Consider the following 15,624-nt stretch of genomic DNA (forward strand, 5'->3'; position numbering starts at 1 on the left):
CACTATATTCAAACAAGTTTTCAACATTAATTCATTGTGTGACAATTAATTGCAGGTTTTCTTACAGACACTAAATACCCCTTCTTAACTGCATAGCGGATGGCAGACTCCCGAACACCTTCTTCCTTGGCGATACTATTAACGCTCTGTCCCGTGTCTAGCTTCTGCTGTATCCGTATACGCCGCGGGCCTACTATCTTATGTGCCGTACCATGGCGGGCGTCGTCACCAAAGAAACCCTGTTCACCTTGTTCCAGAAACTTCTTGTAATAACGATAGACACTGTCCTCGCTAACTCCAAAGAAGTTTTGGATATCAACCTTCCGGCATGTGCCCTGGTGAATAAAATTGCTGGTAATGAACCTGAAGGCGTTTATATCATCTTTGGCGTGGGAATAGATCGGAGCACCATTGACAATGTATTGCACAAGACCGTCTTTTTCATAGACCCCAAGATTGTTGTTGACAAGTCGTGCTTCCCTGGGAAATATCGGTAAGTTAAGTTGCATAACTCCAAAGATACCGCATTTTCTCTTTGCGAAAAGACCCCCGGAAAAGCCTATATTTACGTTACCAGATCAGGAGTTCTGAACTTAATCCTATGATAGCAGAGCCTTAATAAAAAATTAATATGCAGGACAACACTGCTCAAGGGAACATCCTTCAGAAGGTACATACCCGGAAAAAAACACCTGGAAACTGTTTCACCGGAAAAATTTTATACTCCTGTGCTTTTCCCTAAATTGAACACCTGAAATGGGCCCTTCCAAAAATAAGCGCTTATCCAGATCCGTGCTGACGGATCTGATGATTTTTAAGAATCGCTGGTGGCAGCATCTTTTCTTCTGGGCTGTGGTCCTGCTGATCCTCTTCAATATTTTTAAAAGTTCCGGCTCTTTGGAGAAGATCGATGTGATCTACACCCTCATCTTCCTTTTTCCCATTCTCAGCATCGTTTACCTGAACCTCTACCTGCTGGTACCCGGGGTTCTCAGAAAGGAGAGATACCTGCTCTACACCCTCATTTTTCTGATTCTCCTGAGTGGAGGAGCCCTGTTCCTGTATCTTCTTTTCGACCGCTGGATCGATCTGATTCTTCCTGGTTTCTATTTCATCTCCTATTACAATCTGCCTGTGCTGATGATCTATACCGGGAGTTTTCTGGTGCTGACAACGCTGCTTAAACTTTCCCGAAGCTGGTTTATGCTTCTGCGTTTTGAACGTATGACCACTACCCACCAACTGCAATCGCTTCAATCACAGATCAATCCCCACTTTCTCCTGAACAGTCTGCAAACCATTTATGCCCTGTCCCTGGACAAGTCGGACCGTACTCCGGAGGTGATCCTGCAGCTTTCCCACATCCTGCAATACACGCTCTATGAGACCGGTCAGCCAAGCGTTAAACTCCGGAAGGAGATCGGGATGATAAAAAACTATGTAGAAATGTACCGGCACCGGGTGGATCCCCGGAATACCAGGATCAACATGGAAGTAAAGGGTGATCCGGGAGAGCTGCTGATCGCCCCCATGTTACTGATTCCATTTATTGAAAACAGTTTTAAGCATGGACTTTCAGGTGGTGAGGATGCTGCCTTTGTAAACATTCAAATGGAAATATCCAAAGATATACTTCAGTTCAGCGTTCGCAACAGTCGTGGTACATCCGACGGGCTTGAAATTGAACCTGCCAAAGGCATCGGGATACGGAATACCAGGCAGCGCCTGGAGCTTCTCTATCCCGGAAAATTTAAACTTGATATTGAAGCCGAAGAAGAGAAGTATTCCGTGTATCTGGAAATAGTATTAAAACAGAACTAATGGCCAGTTGCTTAATCATCGATGATGAACCCCTTTCCAGGGATGTGCTCAGAAAGTACCTGGCAGAAGTGAAAGATCTGCAACTCGTGGCAGAATGCTCCAATGCCAGAGAAGCTGCACATCACCTGAACCGCAGACAGATTGATATCCTCTTTCTGGATATCAATATGCCGGGACTGTCCGGGATTTCCTTCGCCCGCTCCCTGGCCCGCTCCCCCTTGATCATATTTACTACCGCCTATCCCGAATATGCGGTGGAGGGCTTTGAGCTGAATGCCACCGATTACCTGGTCAAGCCCTACTCCTTCGAGCGTTTTATGAAAGCCGTGAACCGGGCCCTGGAGCGCCTTCAGGAAACTAATGGTCCGCTTGCTGAAGAAGGAAAGATCCTGGTCAAAGCAGATAAGAAACTGTATGCGCTTTTATACTCCGAGATCCAGCTGATCGAGGGACAGGGGGACTATATCCGGATACGCACGGACAGGGAGAATCTGGTGGTCCATGGCACCATCAAAGATTTCCTGCTTAATTTGCCGGAGGAGCGCTTTATGCGCATCCACAAATCCTATGTAATCAACCTGAATCGAATTGCGTACATTGAAGGGAACCAGGTCCGGATCGGTGAACACACCGTCCCGCTAAGTCCGACTTTACGTGAAGAACTGCTCAAGCGCTTTTCCCCGTAAACAAATCCTGAAGAGCAGTGGTGAACTGTCCCACGTGCAGCCCGTCTGCCAGGTCAAGAAATTCTTCCAGATTCTCCATATAGGGGATCAGGGAAAATCCAAAGGTGCCGTCCGGGCGGTCGATGGTGGCAGATCCATCGATCTTTTCGTAGTAGAACAACTCCTCCCCTTCTATGCGGTATTTCATAGCTTCTGTCCGGTTCACCGCTTTCAGCACCAGGTAAAGGTAATACGAAAAGAAGGACATGCCTTTGGACTTTGCATAGGCATAGGCTGCTGTACATTCCAGGTCGGTAGAGATCCCATAATAGGGTTCCTCAAAATCCTTGAAGAATCTGAATAATTCCTTCCGCTCCCATTGATCAATGTCAATCTTGCGTTTCATACTAATCCTGTAAATGAAGCGAATTTAGGAAATTATCAGGTGAAAGAGCAGGTTCATGCTTCTTTCAGTTCATGCACGCATCAGACTTGTGTAGATCTGGTACATGTGCCGGGCAGAATCCTCCCATTTCAAAGCATCTGCTTCTCTTTTCCCACCATTAATCAGCATTTTTGAAAGAGCGGGATATTTTATAAGGCCATAAATAGCATCTGCCAGGGCCTCCACATCCCAGAAGTCCACTTTTATGGCATGGGTCAGTATTTCGGATACGCCCGACTGGCGGGAGATCACCACTGGTACGGACGATTGCATGGCCTCCAGAGAGGATATTCCAAAAGGTTCTGAGACCGAGGGCATCACATAAACATCACTGATTTGAAGCAGCTTAAAAACCTCATGGCCCTCCAGGAAGCCTGTAAAATGAAATTTGTTGGCAATACCCAGTTCAGCGGTCCGGCTTACCATTTTTTGCATCAAATCGCCACTTCCGGCCATCACAAAACGAAGCTTGTCTGTTTTATCAAGAAGCATACAGGCAGCATCCACAAAATATTCCGGTCCTTTTTGCAATGTAATCCTTCCCAGAAAAGTGACAATTTTTTCATCTGTCGATTTACAATAACGCGGGGCTCCCCATTCTTGCACAGGTTCAACCGCGTTGTAAACTGTTTCAACTTTTCCCGGGGAAATGTCATATTTTTCAAGAACTATTTTACGGGTTAGTTGACTTACCGTTATTACCTTATCGGCCGCATCCATACCTTTGCGTTCGATTTCAAATACCCGGGGATTTACCTTCCCGCCGCTTCTGTCGAAATCTGTGGCATGCACATGAACAACCAGTGGTTTGCCCGATGCTTTTTTTGCAGCAATTCCGGCCGGATATGTAAGCCAGTCGTGAGCATGTATAATGTCGAAATGATGCGCCCTGGAGATAGTATCTGCGATCAGGGCATAGTTGGATATTTCAGAAAAAAGGTCAAGGCCATACTTCCCTGAAAACTGGAGCCGCCCATGCGAAGCGGACTTTTTGTGACTCTTCAGGCTTCCGGAAGAATCTGCGGCCTGTTTCCGAAATTCATCCGGGTTTATATATGGGATTAAGGCCGAGTCTGCTTCAATGTATTCACACGATTCATGAAGTTTCTTCAACAAATCCGGGCGATCGTTTACCGGCACATCTTCGGCTGAAATTAATTCAAGATTGCTTGAATATTCATTGCCAAAAGCCTTGGGCACCACAAATACCAGTTCCACATCACCGATCTTTGAAAGCCCTCTGGTAATCCCGTAACAAGCTGTACCCAGACCTCCGGATATATGAGGAGGAAATTCCCATCCGAACATTAACACTTTCATTACCTTTCCTTCAATGGTCCCGGTCAGGCATTGTACATTTGCCACTCCACTGAATACGGCACCTGTTTCTGAACCCTGCGGTCTTCATCAACGCTGTTTTCCGTCATGGAAGGATTTGAGTAATACTCGTTCAATAAAGAGTGTTTCTTCCCGGAGAATGATTTCGCCCGTTCTGTATGTGAATTGTGTTCCATCGCCGCTCCACTTTTCTTCGCATAATTGTGCCACAAAGTTCGATCATTCTGCCTGAAGAAGCAGCCATTCAGGCATTCATTCATTGTTCATTTTGTTCATTCAGTTGTCCTTACCCGGTGGATTTAGCTTCCTGATTTTAAGAAGAAACCGGGATTTTTCGTAACTTATAATTGTTTATTCCAGACAGCAGTAATGGGGCCTTAGGATTCGCTTACATATGACGACTCAAATGGACATTATCCGGTCTATCATCAGACTTGAGCTGCAACGAGCTTATGGTCAGGTGATTTTATATGCGAAAGATTGTCAGGTCCTCTCCATTTCGATTCAGCAAAAGACTAAACGTAATATCAGCGTATCGACCCTGAAACGGCTATTCGGGATCGTTGAGTGTCCATATAAACCTTCCAGGTATACCCTTGACACCATAGCAGTATATCTGAATTTTCAAAGCTGGAGCAAGCTCGCTGAAATCCACAATGCCGAAGGCCTGTCTTCCTCAGATCAGGAATACTGGGCCAGATTAAAAAAGCGTATTGAAACAGTTACAGAACAGAGTCTTACCTCCATGAAAGCGAAGCTTGGAGAACAGCTTTCAGATTTCCAGATCAGGGAATTTGCCATAGAGAGATTTGAAGCATTCCTGAACTCTCCGAAAACGGCCACAGCTTTTATTGCTCCCGGGGGATTTGGCAAGACAACGATTGTTGCACAACTGACCGGTCTGTTTTTTATTGGCGAAAAAGCCAGATATCCCGATGACATAGTCTGTCTGATCGACGGCAGCATTCTGTTCAACCTGATCAACCTGAATCAGGAGATCGTAAGGATGATTAATGTCTTCGAGATGGAGGAGAAAAATAGTTTTAGCAACTATTTCCTTAAAAATCCCGATCAGGTGAAAGGTAGGTTTGTTCTGATTATTGAAAGCCTGTGTCAAATATATCACCAGGAAGAGAAGCTGAACAGTTTTGTGGAGAATCTGATGGATATCGTTGCAGCCTACGAGCATTTCTCCTGGTTCAAGTTGCTTATTACATGCAGGCCCGATAACTGGAAGATCTTCTCGGATTTGATACATAAGGACCCCCGCCTGAAAAATAAATGGTTTGACGTTAATTTTACGGGACCGGCAAACGAAAGTATCAATATCCCCGTGCTTAACAATGATGAGATCAGGTACTATCTGAAAAAGAGGCATTCTTCCAGAAACGTTGAAAAACTGAAATTTTATCATCCTGATATTGCTGACGTTTTCAACACACCTTACATGCTGCATCTGTTCAGTTCGAATCAGAATCCCAGGGATATACGCTCCGATCTGGAACTTCTGAACTACTTTGTCTCCAACAAAATACTGGTGGAACCCTACTTGCAGGAAAAATCAGCCATTATTCAGACTTTTTTTGTTCGTTCCGGCTATGCTAAACAATCCGCTTCAGTAGATAAAAGGGATCTTCCGGCATCTGCTGAATACAACAAGGCCTTTAAGGAACTGATATCTGACAATGTGTTCTATGAATTCACCACTCCGGGAAAATATCTCTCGGTGAAAACCCATGTAAAGTTTTCAAATGATATATTACTGGCTTTCTTCCTGGCTAATAAATGGATCGAGGAGAAGGGTTTTGACCTGGATCTGTTTCGCAGGGTCTTAAGTTTTTACAGGAACCATCCCAACTTACAGATCAACATAGTCAAATTCCTGATCAAGATCGCCTTTAAAGAAGAAAGAACAAAGGTGCTGATGGACATATTCTCAGTTCTGGAAAATGGAAAAGGCTCTGCATTTTTTCCTGATACAGGCCTTGTCAACAGGGAGATCATTAATACCATAGGAGTTGAGTTAAGAAAGAATAAAAAGGTCCGGAAAATTCTGATCCCCCATTTTGCGAAAACAAAAGCGGGCCAGCAATACTATTTCGAAGGTTTCTCCGACATGGATAGCCTCGTCCTTTTTTCCGGCGACAACATAGACCATTACCTGGAAAACAAACAAAGCGACGATGCGAAGATCTACGGACATTTTCTGAAGTTCATGCAGTATTTTCTTTCTTCAAACCGGCCCCTTTGCAGGAAAGAATATGAAATCTTCCGGACCCTTTCACTGGACGAGCATGCCGAGCCGACCCTGGCCGGGTATTACTATGGCGCACAGCTTATCTATCAATCCTGTTTCGAAGACGGCACTGATCCTGCACTGATGGAGAAGGTCTTCAAAAAGTCAATATCACTGTTCAAAAAAGAATTACAGCCCGCATCAGGGATTCCGGTTTTCGAATATATCATCAGTTACTCTTTGAATTATGGAGATGATTTCAAGAATATTATAAGGCTTTCCCGGCAGGTTAAAAAGATGTATGAGCTTGCTTCAGGTAAGCTGACCTGGCGACACCAGATGTTCCACCTAATCTATGCCCGTGCCCTCTTGCATGCCGGAGACTTTCAGACAGCAGTCTCTCTCTACAAAAAAACCAAAATGGGAGCCATCCCCGTTAACAATAAATATTACGTCAGGCTGAGGTATTATTTAATCCGGGTTGAATTCCTGCTACTTGAGAAGAAGAGTTCAGAAGTGCTTTCCGTCATTGAGGAAATAAAGACCATATCGAAAATGATTAAGCAGCGGTTTTTCTACGACAGAGCTTTGTTCTTTGAGAAGAAAGCCGAAACCCTCTGATCCTCCAGGCCTCGTTGGATTCACCAGGTGAATTTCGCCGGGATGTCACTTCAAATAAGAGGCGAGCCGGGCAGGATCCAGGATCACCACTTTTTTCCCTACGGTACGGATGATCCCTTTCTGGTTCAGTTCACCCAGAGCTCTTCCAATGGAAGGACGGGCCACCCCGAACAGCCCGGAAAGTTGTGACTGTGAGTTAGGAAGCATGAACGTGCCGGAGCCGCTCTGTCTGGATAGATCCAGCAGATACTGAGCCAGCTTTCCCTTAATGGTGGTAAAAGAAAGAAACTTGATCTTGCTGGAGAGGAACTGCCCCCTGCTGGAGATGATATCCATAAAATTGACCAGCATCTTCCCGCTCCTTTGTAACATAATCAGAAACAGCTCACGTGGAATGGAAAGAATCAGCGTATCCTCGGCAGAGCTTATATGAACCGGGTAGCGGTTACGGCTGCCAAACAGGAATGCTGGCGCCAGCGGACGGGGTGGCAGAATGTCCTCTATCCTGATCACCTTTCCGGTAAAATCGACCATCTCTCCTTTCACACTTCCCCGCAGAATGATCTTCAGGGAACGCACTTCATCGCCCGCCTGGGCAATCAGGGTACCGCGCGAATAGTGCCTAATTCTTCCCGGATGCCCGGACAGCACTTCGGATATCTCCCCCTTATTCATTCCACGGAACAACTTACACTCCACAAGGAGCTCAATTATTTGCTCTTCAGACATGGACATACATGAATATAACTCTTCCTTTCCAAAAAAGTTTGCTCTCAACGCAAATACAACTAAATGACTTTTATCTTTGTCCACATTGAACAGTAAGATAAAAATGATGATTCCAGATATCCGGACCAGGGCACTGCTGGGGGTGCTGCTATTTCTCCTCTCCGGCCCGGCGGCCAAGGCACAGGAGACCGATCACTGGGAGACGGTTATTCTTCCCGGCCGGCAATGTCAGTACCTGGTACCTGACTCACCGGTGGATCCTGCCTGGACAAGCACCGGCTTTGACGATTCAGGCTGGACAAGTGCTACCGGAGGTGTAGGGTATGGGGATGATGACGACAACACCATCATTGCCCCGGCCATCTCTGTATACTGCCGCTATAACTTTACCTTATCCAGCCCGGAGGTCATTTCTCAGCTGCTTCTGGACATGGATTTCGATGACGGCTTCGTAGCCTACCTCAACGGGGTGGAGCTGGCCCGCTACAACATGGGGGAAGCCGGGAGTGTAACTGCCTGGGACCAGGCTTCGGATGCCCCGCAGGAAGCCCTGCTTTATCAGGGGATTGCTCCACTGAGATTTACCCTCGGCGAATCGGTGAGCGATCTGCTGCTTACCGTGGACAATACCTTTGCCGTGGAGGTCCATAACTATAACCCGGGCTCCTCTGATCTCTCCTCCAACCCCTATTTACATGCCGGAGTCGGGGTCGCAGGCAACTATTTCCACGCCACTCCCGGATGGTTCTACCCCCCCTTTACCGAGGACAGCACCCTGCTTCCCCTGGTCCTTATTGATACCGATCGTCAGACCATTCCCAATGAGCCAAGAATTACCGCTCAGATGAAACTGATATACAACGAAGCCGGGCTGTACAACAGGACTTCTGATCCCGGTAACGGATATGATGGTCAGATCTCTATCGAAATAAGGGGGGAGTCCTCTGCCTGGTACTCTCCAAAAAAATCCTATAGTTTCGAAACCCAGACTGCTGCAGGGGAAAACAACAATGTTTCCCTGCTTGGTCTTCCCGCTGAAAACGACTGGGTGCTATATGGCCCCTACCTGGATAAGAGCCTGATTCGCAATGTGCTTAGCTACCGCCTGTTTGCAGAGATGGGACACTATTCCCCGCGAACCCATTTTGTGGAGGTGGTGGTGAACAACGATTATCAGGGCCTTTATATTCTTACCGAGAAGATCAAGAGGGACATAAACCGGGTGGATATAGCCAAACTTTTACCTGAAGATGTCTCGGGAAATGAACTGACCGGTGGCTATCTGCTGCGTATCGATAAGCTTACCGATTTACCTGAAACCCATTTCTGGGAGTCCCCGGTAAGTCCCCCCTATCCGGATTATCTCTATATCACCTACCAGTATTTCGACCCCAAATATGAGGAGTTGAACGAGAGTCAGAGGAATTATATCAGGAATTATCTGGTTGAATTCGAAACCATCATGACTAACAAATACTTTAAGGATCCTGCCAGGGGATACAGGGCCTACCTGGATATCCCCTCCTTTGTGGATATGATGATCCTGAACGAATTCACCAAAGATGTGGATGCCTTCAGACTCAGCCACTATTTTTATAAGGAGAAGGATTCAGATGGCGGCAAGCTGGTGAGCGGTCCGCCCTGGGACTATAACCTTACTTTTGGCAACAGCGACTTTACCGAGGACATGCATCAGAGTTATAACTGGATCCATACCTATCCCATTACCATTTACTGGTGGGCGAGGGCCATGGAGGACTCCTGGTTCAGGAACAAGCTGAGATGCAGGTGGGATGAACTTCACCAGACCATATTAAGCAGCGAACATCTTCATTCGATGATTGATAGTGCCATCCAGGTAATGGGCGATGCCATTCCGAACAATTTCAGGAAATGGCCCATCCTGGGAACCTATGTCTGGCCAAACAGTTACGTGGGACAGACCTACAGTGACGAGGAGTGGTTGCTGCGCAACTGGATCGATGAACGACTGGAGTGGATGGATGCCCGGTGGGGCGGACAGTGCTGGCCGCTTTCAGATGCAGATGAGGTCATTCCGCTTCCTGAGCCGGGAAGAGTCTATCCCAATCCTTCAGACCTGAGTGCCACTTTTGTGGATCTCGATGCCCTGGTGGAAGGTGAAATCCCTTTCAGGCTGTATGATATGAACGGCCGGCTGGTTTATCAGGCTGTGGCACCTTATTCGGGTCGTGAATTTGCCTATGCCCTTCCCGATCTCTCCTTCCTTCCAAACGGGATCTATACCCTTGAAACAGGCGGTCACGATCAGAAACGGGCGGTATTTAAGGTGATCAAACAGTAAGCCCTAGAGATTATAGGCATATCCCAGAACCACGATATGTAACTGTCCCGGATCGGAGGTATTAAACTCATCCTCGAGGATATACCTCAAGGAAAAACGAGACCGGAAATTTGGTGAAAACCTGACACCTGCTGAATATCTCATGGCAACATAGGGCCAGAATGACTCCTTGTCTGAACTATGCCAGCTCTCCACGGAGGCCTGGCAATCGAACTTCGTGCCAAAAATATGGTATGCCGCCTTCAGCCTGTTCCGGTTCACCAGGGAATTCAGGCTGAATGTATTCGGCCCCGGGAACTCTTCGAACCCATATTGCAAACGGGTGCGCAATGACAGGGTCAGTCCCGATACCTCATAGCTGCCCGTCAGATCGATATGGCCCCTGTACCTGGCATACAGCTCCTGCTCCTGATTCATGACAAAAACAGTTCTGACACCCCCGCCCAGTTTGAGAAAATCCAGGAGATCGCAGGAAGCCCCCAGTGTAAGAAGGGTTCGGCTGTACTGCAGGCTGTTGTTTTTGAAACGTTGCTCCAGTTCACCCTCCAGACCGAAGTTCCCTGAAATCTGCTTATCCAGTTTCAGCTCCCACCAGGTTTGAAAATCCCTGTCCTGGCCCCGGAGATTTACAGCACCAGAGAATAAGAGAAATACACAAAAAGCAGAATATGCAATCCGCCTAATCATCATTATCATCACCCGACTGGTAGCCTCCGCCAATATTCCTCCAGTCATTCTCAAAATAGTAAATGTAAAGCCTGGCAGCATCCCGCAGGTAATCAATCCTTTCCACTTCCACCCGGTGAATGGACAGACCGGTTCGCTCCTCCAGGTCCGCGATCAGTTCGGTCCTTAAATCGGGCTTGATCAACTCCACCTTCTCATAGAATATCAGTTTTTTAGATTCGGTCTTCAACAAATAGACCTTTTCCAGCAGGTAGGTGATAAACACAATTACCGCATTGGTCAGCAGAAGCTCTGAATAACTGACCCGTCTGTTGGCCAGGGAGTTGATCACAGAAACCCCGATCACCAGAAAGAGGTAGGTCATTTCCCGGATGGGAATCTGCTGGGTTCTGTACCTGAGCATTCCGAAAATGGCAAAAAGCCCCAGTGCAAAGCCAATCTCAACACCCACATTCTCCAGCAGCATAATCATAAAGAATACCACCACAGAGATCAGGATATAGGTAAACAGGTACTCTTTCCTGGGTGTGATCCGGTAATAAAGAACCCGGACAAGGAGGAGGACTACTCCCAGGTTGAAGCTGGCACGGATAACCAGGTCCCAGAAATCCTCCCAGTTCATTAATTGAATACTCAGAAATTCAGGCATGATATGGATTATTTGGTTATTGAATGATAACTCTCATTGATCTGATGCACCTTTCGCACCTTGCTTTTAAAACGATTCTGCTTCAGGTCGGGATGAAGCAATGCCATTCCGATGGCATATTTACTGAAACGACGCGGCTTGATCCGGAATTTGCGCATGGCAGCATGAAGGGCCGAACCTGATAAACGATTTTCAAATTTAATCTCTGCAATGGCAATACCCGGAAGATCCAGCATCTCTCCATTTTCTGCACTGGAGAACTTCAATCCATAGTCCAGGGTGACGCGCTCTGTTTGTTCATGACTGACCAGGGTAATACGGTTGAAATTGTTCTCCATGGTCAGATCTATGCCATTGCCTTCATAAGGGGAACAGGAAAGCAGGAATTCCTCCTCTTTCATCAGAACATCGCGATCCATGCCCCTGGTTTTTACCCGTTTCTTGCTGGTAACTCCTTTGGCATTCTTTTTTTTCACCTCCAGGAAATGCAAATCGCCTGAACCATATCTCCGTATCCGCACTTTATGCCTGTTGGCGAGGCCACGGTGGTGCTTATGGTACATCTCCCGGCCATCGGTGTCGAAATAGCGGGTAAAATACTGCTGCGAGCGGGAACCATCGATCTCCAGAACTCTGTAATCCTGGCTAATCATCTCCAGAAGGCCGGGCAGATGCCGAAAACTGAAAAGGTACTTATTGTCCTTTCTGCGCATCAGGCTGGCCTTGTTTACCTCCTCCAGAGAAATGGCCCCGAACTGCTTCAGAATTGTATCGAAATTACTTCCGGTACTCATATTCATAGACCTTTCGCTTGTAAAGCTTGTCCTTCCTGTTGTAATACAGTTTCTCCGTCCTCAGGCCATCCGTGTACAGGCTCTTCTCTGTCCTTTCAATACTGCCCTTTCCATCGAGAAACACCTCTTCCACCAGCCGGCCCTCCTCGTTGTAGGCATATTTCTCCCACCGTTTTACTTCTCCTTTGCTGTTGAACTCCTTGATCTCCAGAAGTTCCCCTCGTTCATTGTACCTTTCAAAGGATTCAGTGAGCGGCTCCTTCAATCCTTCTTCCAGGAAGTATTCGTGAACAGTCCTGGAAGCAATTTTTTTCTCTTGAATGGTCCTGGAATTCTGTCCCAGAAGCGGGCAGGAAATAAGCAGGATGATACAGGCACATGAGAATAAAGCCCTGGTTTTTAGTTTCATAAACCTTAAAATTACAATTTTTCAATGACAATCTCCCCCAGATCAATCACCTGATCCAGTTCATTGATGCGCACCTCAAATTCGATGCTTACCTTTTCGGATTCTCCTGTAACGTCGTCGGAGTACAAAAATACCAGGTAATCCCCGGGAATCAGTCCCCCGAATTCAAATACTCCCCCGGCCTGGGTGCGGATACGGTCGTCGTAGAAGCTGTGCCTGTTATAGGTCAGGTATACCTCCTGTTCAGTTGCAAAATAGGTTTTTTCAACAACCAGGTTGGGCCAGTAGGACTGATCCACGTAGTCGATTACCTTCACCACCCCTTTGATTTTGGCATTTCCCTCATCGTAATCCAGGGTGGACAATTTGTTCAATCTTCCCATATTCAGCTCCTCTCCCCGTTCCAGTTCTACCTCATAAAGCTTCTCCATATCCATATCCGGCACCGAAGTCGAATCGCCCGAGATAAAAAAGACCAGATAGCTGCCCGGGTACAGATAATTAAAACGAAACTGCCCCAGATGGTTGGTCCTCACCCGGTCTCCAAGTTCCTCCCTGGTCCCGTAAACAATGTAAACTTCCTCATCCACAGCCGGTTTTTCATAAATAAGCAGGGAATAATCTTCGTTATAAAACTGCTCGGTAAGCGTTCCTCCTATGGAGCCGGTCCCGCCTTCACCCGGACTCTTCTGGCAGGAGAAGCCAGGAAGCACAATTACGATTGCAAGAGCAAATACTTTTAAGCCGGAAAGCAAATTCTTTCCCCTGGAGTAATTCCACATACTCAGACAGTTTTTCAAGTAATCCAAATATAACAATTTCCACAGCCCATTGGTACTGGCTGTAACATATGTTACCGATTAAATCCGCAAGCATTCCACATCTTTGTATCAGAAAACAAAAAAACAAGTTGCTATGATACGGGAAATGGTCCATATAGATGAGGAGTTATGTGACGGATGCGGAGCTTGCATCCCCAACTGTCACGAGGGCGCACTTCAAATGATTGATGGAAAAGCCAGGCTGATCAGTGATCTGATGTGTGACGGACTGGGTGCCTGCCTGGGCCATTGTCCGCAGGGCGCCATCACCATAAAAAAAAGGGAGGCCGGGCCCTACAATGAGACAAAGGTCATGGAAATCATGGTGGGGAAGGGCGAGAATACCGTTGTGGCTCACCTCCGGCATATGAAGGACCACAACGAAATGGAGTTTCTGAGGGAGGGTGTCCAGTACCTGAAGGATCACAGGGATGCCCTGCCCTTCGATGTGGAGAAGGTGCTGAGCAAGGTCCATCATGCCAGGGTGGAAGAACAGCAACTGGCTTGTGGCTGTGCCGGATCGGAAGCCCGGAGTTTTACTCCGCAGTCCGCCGCTGCCGGGAGCATCCCGGCCGCAGGTGCTCTAAGCATGGCAACAGGCCCCCTTGGCGAACAGCCATCTGAATTGCGACAGTGGCCGGTGCAGATGCACCTGATCAATCCCGGGGCTTCCTACTTCCGGCAATCGGATTTGCTGCTGGCGGCCGACTGCGTGGCATTCTCGGCAGGAAATTTCCATTCCGGATGGCTCCGGGGAAAAACCCTGGCCATTGCCTGTCCCAAATTAGATTCGGGACTGGAAGAGTATGTCGACAAGATCAGGGCCTTGATCGATGAGGCAAAAATTAATACCTTAACGGTGATGATGATGCAGGTACCTTGTTGCGGGGGACTGATGCAGATGGTCCGGATGGCCGCCGGACAGGCCGGAAGAAAAGTTCCCGTTAAAAAGGTCATCGTGGGAGTGGAAGGAGACATCCTGAGCGAAGAATGGGTTCAGATATGATTTTTTGTGTTTTCAGGGAAAAAAAATAGCCGGAGCACCATCTTCCGGCCAGACCTGAATACAGTCCATTCTCAAAATCACCCTGCCTTAGCTGGTTTTACAGGGAATCCCGTGGACCAGGTTCACGTTTGGGGACTGTAAATGATTTCCGTAAAATTTTCCAATTCCCTGCCCCTTATGCCTAACCGTCCTCCAGGCCTCGTAAATTTCAGGGCATTTGAGACCAGGTTCCGGATCACGGTCTGGAACATATGTTTATCCTCAAAACCCTTCCATGTACCCTGGATGTCCAAAATCAACTGAATTTGTTTCCTTTCTGCCGTATTTGACAACATGGACATAACTTCTTTTATCTGAACGGCCAGATCTATTACAACAGGTTTGTGTTTAAGTCTCCCGGTTTGAGACCTGGACCATTCCAGAAGATTGATGAGCAGTTCGTATGCATTCTGGGATGATTGCTTAATAATTTTCAGTTGTCTTTTGATATCTTCCGGGTCGCGATTCTCAAAAGTGGTCAAAAGCAGATCTGAGAATCCCAGCAGGGTGTGAAAGGGGGACTTCAGGTCATGGGCGACAATGGAGAAGAATTTATCCTTTGCGGCTAAAGCCTCCCGAAGCTGTTTGTTTATCATTTCCAGATGAGCATTTTGTTTGGAAATGATCTTTTTTGAGAGACTTAATTCAAGATGCATTTTTACCCTGGTTAACAGCTCTTTGGAGTTAAAAGGTTTAGTAACATAATCAATTCCTCCTACGTCCAGGCCTTTGATAATATCCGTGGTTTCCGTTTTTGCCGTCAGGAAAATTACCGGAATCTCCTTCGTTTCCCCGTTTTTCTTAAGAATCTCGCACACCTCATAGCCTGTCATTCCCGGCATACTCACATCCAGCAGGATAAGATCGGGTTTGCTGAAAGAAACCGATTCCAGGGCTTCTGTTCCACTGGAAGCGTAACTGAACTCGATGCCATGTTCATCCAGAATGGTCCCCAGCACCTGAATATTTTCGCTTATATCATCCACGATTAATACGGTGGGTTGTCTGTCCTGTTCCCCGCTGATTCTAAAATCATCCATC

At 47.0% G+C, this 15,624-nt stretch carries 16 protein-coding genes; 5 read left to right on the forward strand and 11 right to left on the reverse strand.

The features are described 5' to 3' along the window. Positions 1-26 precede the first annotated feature (26 nt). On the reverse strand, positions 27-509 hold the full coding sequence (locus tag P1P86_05900) for a hypothetical protein (GenBank protein ID MDF1574708.1): 483 nt from the start codon (positions 507-509) through the stop codon (positions 27-29). Between the two features lie 247 nt (positions 510-756). Between P1P86_05900 and P1P86_05905 the strand changes: the two genes are divergently transcribed. Together P1P86_05905 and P1P86_05910 are read left to right on the forward strand one after the other, a co-directional pair. Further along, positions 757-1,821, forward strand: coding sequence for a histidine kinase (locus tag P1P86_05905; protein ID MDF1574709.1), 1,065 nt, complete (start codon positions 757-759; stop codon positions 1,819-1,821). Then, positions 1,821-2,507: a response regulator transcription factor gene (locus P1P86_05910; GenBank protein MDF1574710.1), complete on the forward strand. Its 687-nt coding sequence runs from the start codon at positions 1,821-1,823 to the stop codon at positions 2,505-2,507. The genes P1P86_05905 and P1P86_05910 overlap by 1 nt, the downstream gene beginning before the upstream one ends. Here P1P86_05910 and P1P86_05915 read toward each other — a convergent pair. The 3 genes from P1P86_05915 to P1P86_05925 form a co-directional block, all read right to left on the reverse strand. After that, the gene (locus P1P86_05915; GenBank protein ID MDF1574711.1) at positions 2,488-2,892 is read right to left on the reverse strand and encodes a CatA-like O-acetyltransferase; all 405 of its coding nucleotides are present in this window, start codon (positions 2,890-2,892) and stop codon (positions 2,488-2,490) included. The genes P1P86_05910 and P1P86_05915 overlap by 20 nt on opposite strands. 69 nt (positions 2,893-2,961) lie before the next feature. After that, positions 2,962-4,251: a glycosyltransferase family 4 protein gene (locus P1P86_05920; GenBank protein MDF1574712.1), complete on the reverse strand. Its 1,290-nt coding sequence runs from the start codon at positions 4,249-4,251 to the stop codon at positions 2,962-2,964. 23 nt (positions 4,252-4,274) lie between these two features. Further along, positions 4,275-4,445 (reverse strand): hypothetical protein, encoded by a 171-nt coding sequence (locus P1P86_05925; protein ID MDF1574713.1) that lies wholly within the window; start codon positions 4,443-4,445, stop codon positions 4,275-4,277. Positions 4,446-4,675: 230 nt separating this feature from the next. Here P1P86_05925 and P1P86_05930 point away from each other — a divergent pair, with 230 nt between their 5' ends. Continuing rightward, entirely contained in the window at positions 4,676-7,126 is a 2,451-nt protein-coding gene (locus P1P86_05930; GenBank protein MDF1574714.1) for a hypothetical protein, read from the forward strand. 45 nt (positions 7,127-7,171) lie between these two features. Here P1P86_05930 and P1P86_05935 read toward each other — a convergent pair whose 3' ends face one another. Further along, positions 7,172-7,855 carry a Crp/Fnr family transcriptional regulator gene (locus tag P1P86_05935; GenBank protein MDF1574715.1) on the reverse strand — a complete coding sequence of 228 codons (684 nt, stop codon included), beginning with the start codon at positions 7,853-7,855 and terminating at the stop codon, positions 7,172-7,174. 103 nt (positions 7,856-7,958) lie between these two features. Between P1P86_05935 and P1P86_05940 the strand changes: the two genes are divergently transcribed. Then, positions 7,959-10,178 carry a CotH kinase family protein gene (locus tag P1P86_05940; protein MDF1574716.1) on the forward strand — a complete coding sequence of 740 codons (2,220 nt, stop codon included), beginning with the start codon at positions 7,959-7,961 and terminating at the stop codon, positions 10,176-10,178. A gap of 3 nt (positions 10,179-10,181) precedes the next feature. On the opposite strand, the gene P1P86_05945 is transcribed toward P1P86_05940, so the two are convergent. From P1P86_05945 to P1P86_05965, 5 genes are read right to left on the reverse strand one after another with little or no spacing between them, the layout of a single operon-like run. Then, positions 10,182-10,874 carry a DUF2490 domain-containing protein gene (locus P1P86_05945; protein ID MDF1574717.1) on the reverse strand — a complete coding sequence of 231 codons (693 nt, stop codon included), beginning with the start codon at positions 10,872-10,874 and terminating at the stop codon, positions 10,182-10,184. Next, the gene (locus P1P86_05950) at positions 10,858-11,514 is read right to left on the reverse strand and encodes a DUF4956 domain-containing protein (protein ID MDF1574718.1); all 657 of its coding nucleotides are present in this window, start codon (positions 11,512-11,514) and stop codon (positions 10,858-10,860) included. Before P1P86_05950 ends, P1P86_05945 begins: the two co-directional genes overlap by 17 nt. Before the next feature lie 8 nt (positions 11,515-11,522). After that, positions 11,523-12,308, reverse strand: coding sequence for a polyphosphate polymerase domain-containing protein (locus P1P86_05955; protein ID MDF1574719.1), 786 nt, complete (start codon positions 12,306-12,308; stop codon positions 11,523-11,525). Then, positions 12,292-12,717: a hypothetical protein gene (locus tag P1P86_05960; protein MDF1574720.1), complete on the reverse strand. Its 426-nt coding sequence runs from the start codon at positions 12,715-12,717 to the stop codon at positions 12,292-12,294. Before P1P86_05960 ends, P1P86_05955 begins: the two co-directional genes overlap by 17 nt. A gap of 11 nt (positions 12,718-12,728) precedes the next feature. After that, entirely contained in the window at positions 12,729-13,499 is a 771-nt protein-coding gene (locus P1P86_05965; protein ID MDF1574721.1) for a hypothetical protein, read from the reverse strand. A gap of 133 nt (positions 13,500-13,632) precedes the next feature. Between P1P86_05965 and P1P86_05970 the strand changes: the two genes are divergently transcribed. Beyond that, a complete protein-coding gene (locus P1P86_05970) occupies positions 13,633-14,544 on the forward strand; it encodes a 4Fe-4S binding protein (protein ID MDF1574722.1) in 912 nt (303 codons plus the stop codon). Between the two features lie 122 nt (positions 14,545-14,666). Here P1P86_05970 and P1P86_05975 read toward each other — a convergent pair whose 3' ends face one another. Then, entirely contained in the window at positions 14,667-15,623 is a 957-nt protein-coding gene (locus P1P86_05975) for a hybrid sensor histidine kinase/response regulator (GenBank protein MDF1574723.1), read from the reverse strand. Position 15,624 lies beyond the last annotated feature (1 nt).

The sequence above is a fragment of the Bacteroidales bacterium genome, assembly GCA_029210725.1.
Lineage (GTDB): Bacteria > Bacteroidota > Bacteroidia > Bacteroidales.

Coding starts and splice junctions, on each gene's coding strand:
- P1P86_05950 (MDF1574718.1), bottom strand. CDS start 11,514: ATGCCTGAATTTCTGAGTATTCAATTAATGAACTGGGAGGATTTCTGG.
- P1P86_05970 (MDF1574722.1), top strand. CDS start 13,633: ATGATACGGGAAATGGTCCATATAGATGAGGAGTTATGTGACGGATGC.
- P1P86_05955 (MDF1574719.1), bottom strand. CDS start 12,308: ATGAGTACCGGAAGTAATTTCGATACAATTCTGAAGCAGTTCGGGGCC.
- P1P86_05975 (MDF1574723.1), bottom strand. CDS start 15,623: ATGGATGATTTTAGAATCAGCGGGGAACAGGACAGACAACCCACCGTA.
- P1P86_05965 (MDF1574721.1), bottom strand. CDS start 13,499: ATGTGGAATTACTCCAGGGGAAAGAATTTGCTTTCCGGCTTAAAAGTA.
- P1P86_05945 (MDF1574717.1), bottom strand. CDS start 10,874: ATGATAATGATGATTAGGCGGATTGCATATTCTGCTTTTTGTGTATTT.
- P1P86_05915 (MDF1574711.1), bottom strand. CDS start 2,892: ATGAAACGCAAGATTGACATTGATCAATGGGAGCGGAAGGAATTATTC.
- P1P86_05930 (MDF1574714.1), top strand. CDS start 4,676: ATGGACATTATCCGGTCTATCATCAGACTTGAGCTGCAACGAGCTTAT.
- P1P86_05925 (MDF1574713.1), bottom strand. CDS start 4,445: ATGGAACACAATTCACATACAGAACGGGCGAAATCATTCTCCGGGAAG.
- P1P86_05935 (MDF1574715.1), bottom strand. CDS start 7,855: ATGTCTGAAGAGCAAATAATTGAGCTCCTTGTGGAGTGTAAGTTGTTC.
- P1P86_05920 (MDF1574712.1), bottom strand. CDS start 4,251: ATGAAAGTGTTAATGTTCGGATGGGAATTTCCTCCTCATATATCCGGA.
- P1P86_05960 (MDF1574720.1), bottom strand. CDS start 12,717: ATGAAACTAAAAACCAGGGCTTTATTCTCATGTGCCTGTATCATCCTG.
- P1P86_05905 (MDF1574709.1), top strand. CDS start 757: ATGGGCCCTTCCAAAAATAAGCGCTTATCCAGATCCGTGCTGACGGAT.
- P1P86_05900 (MDF1574708.1), bottom strand. CDS start 509: ATGCAACTTAACTTACCGATATTTCCCAGGGAAGCACGACTTGTCAAC.
- P1P86_05910 (MDF1574710.1), top strand. CDS start 1,821: ATGGCCAGTTGCTTAATCATCGATGATGAACCCCTTTCCAGGGATGTG.
- P1P86_05940 (MDF1574716.1), top strand. CDS start 7,959: ATGATGATTCCAGATATCCGGACCAGGGCACTGCTGGGGGTGCTGCTA.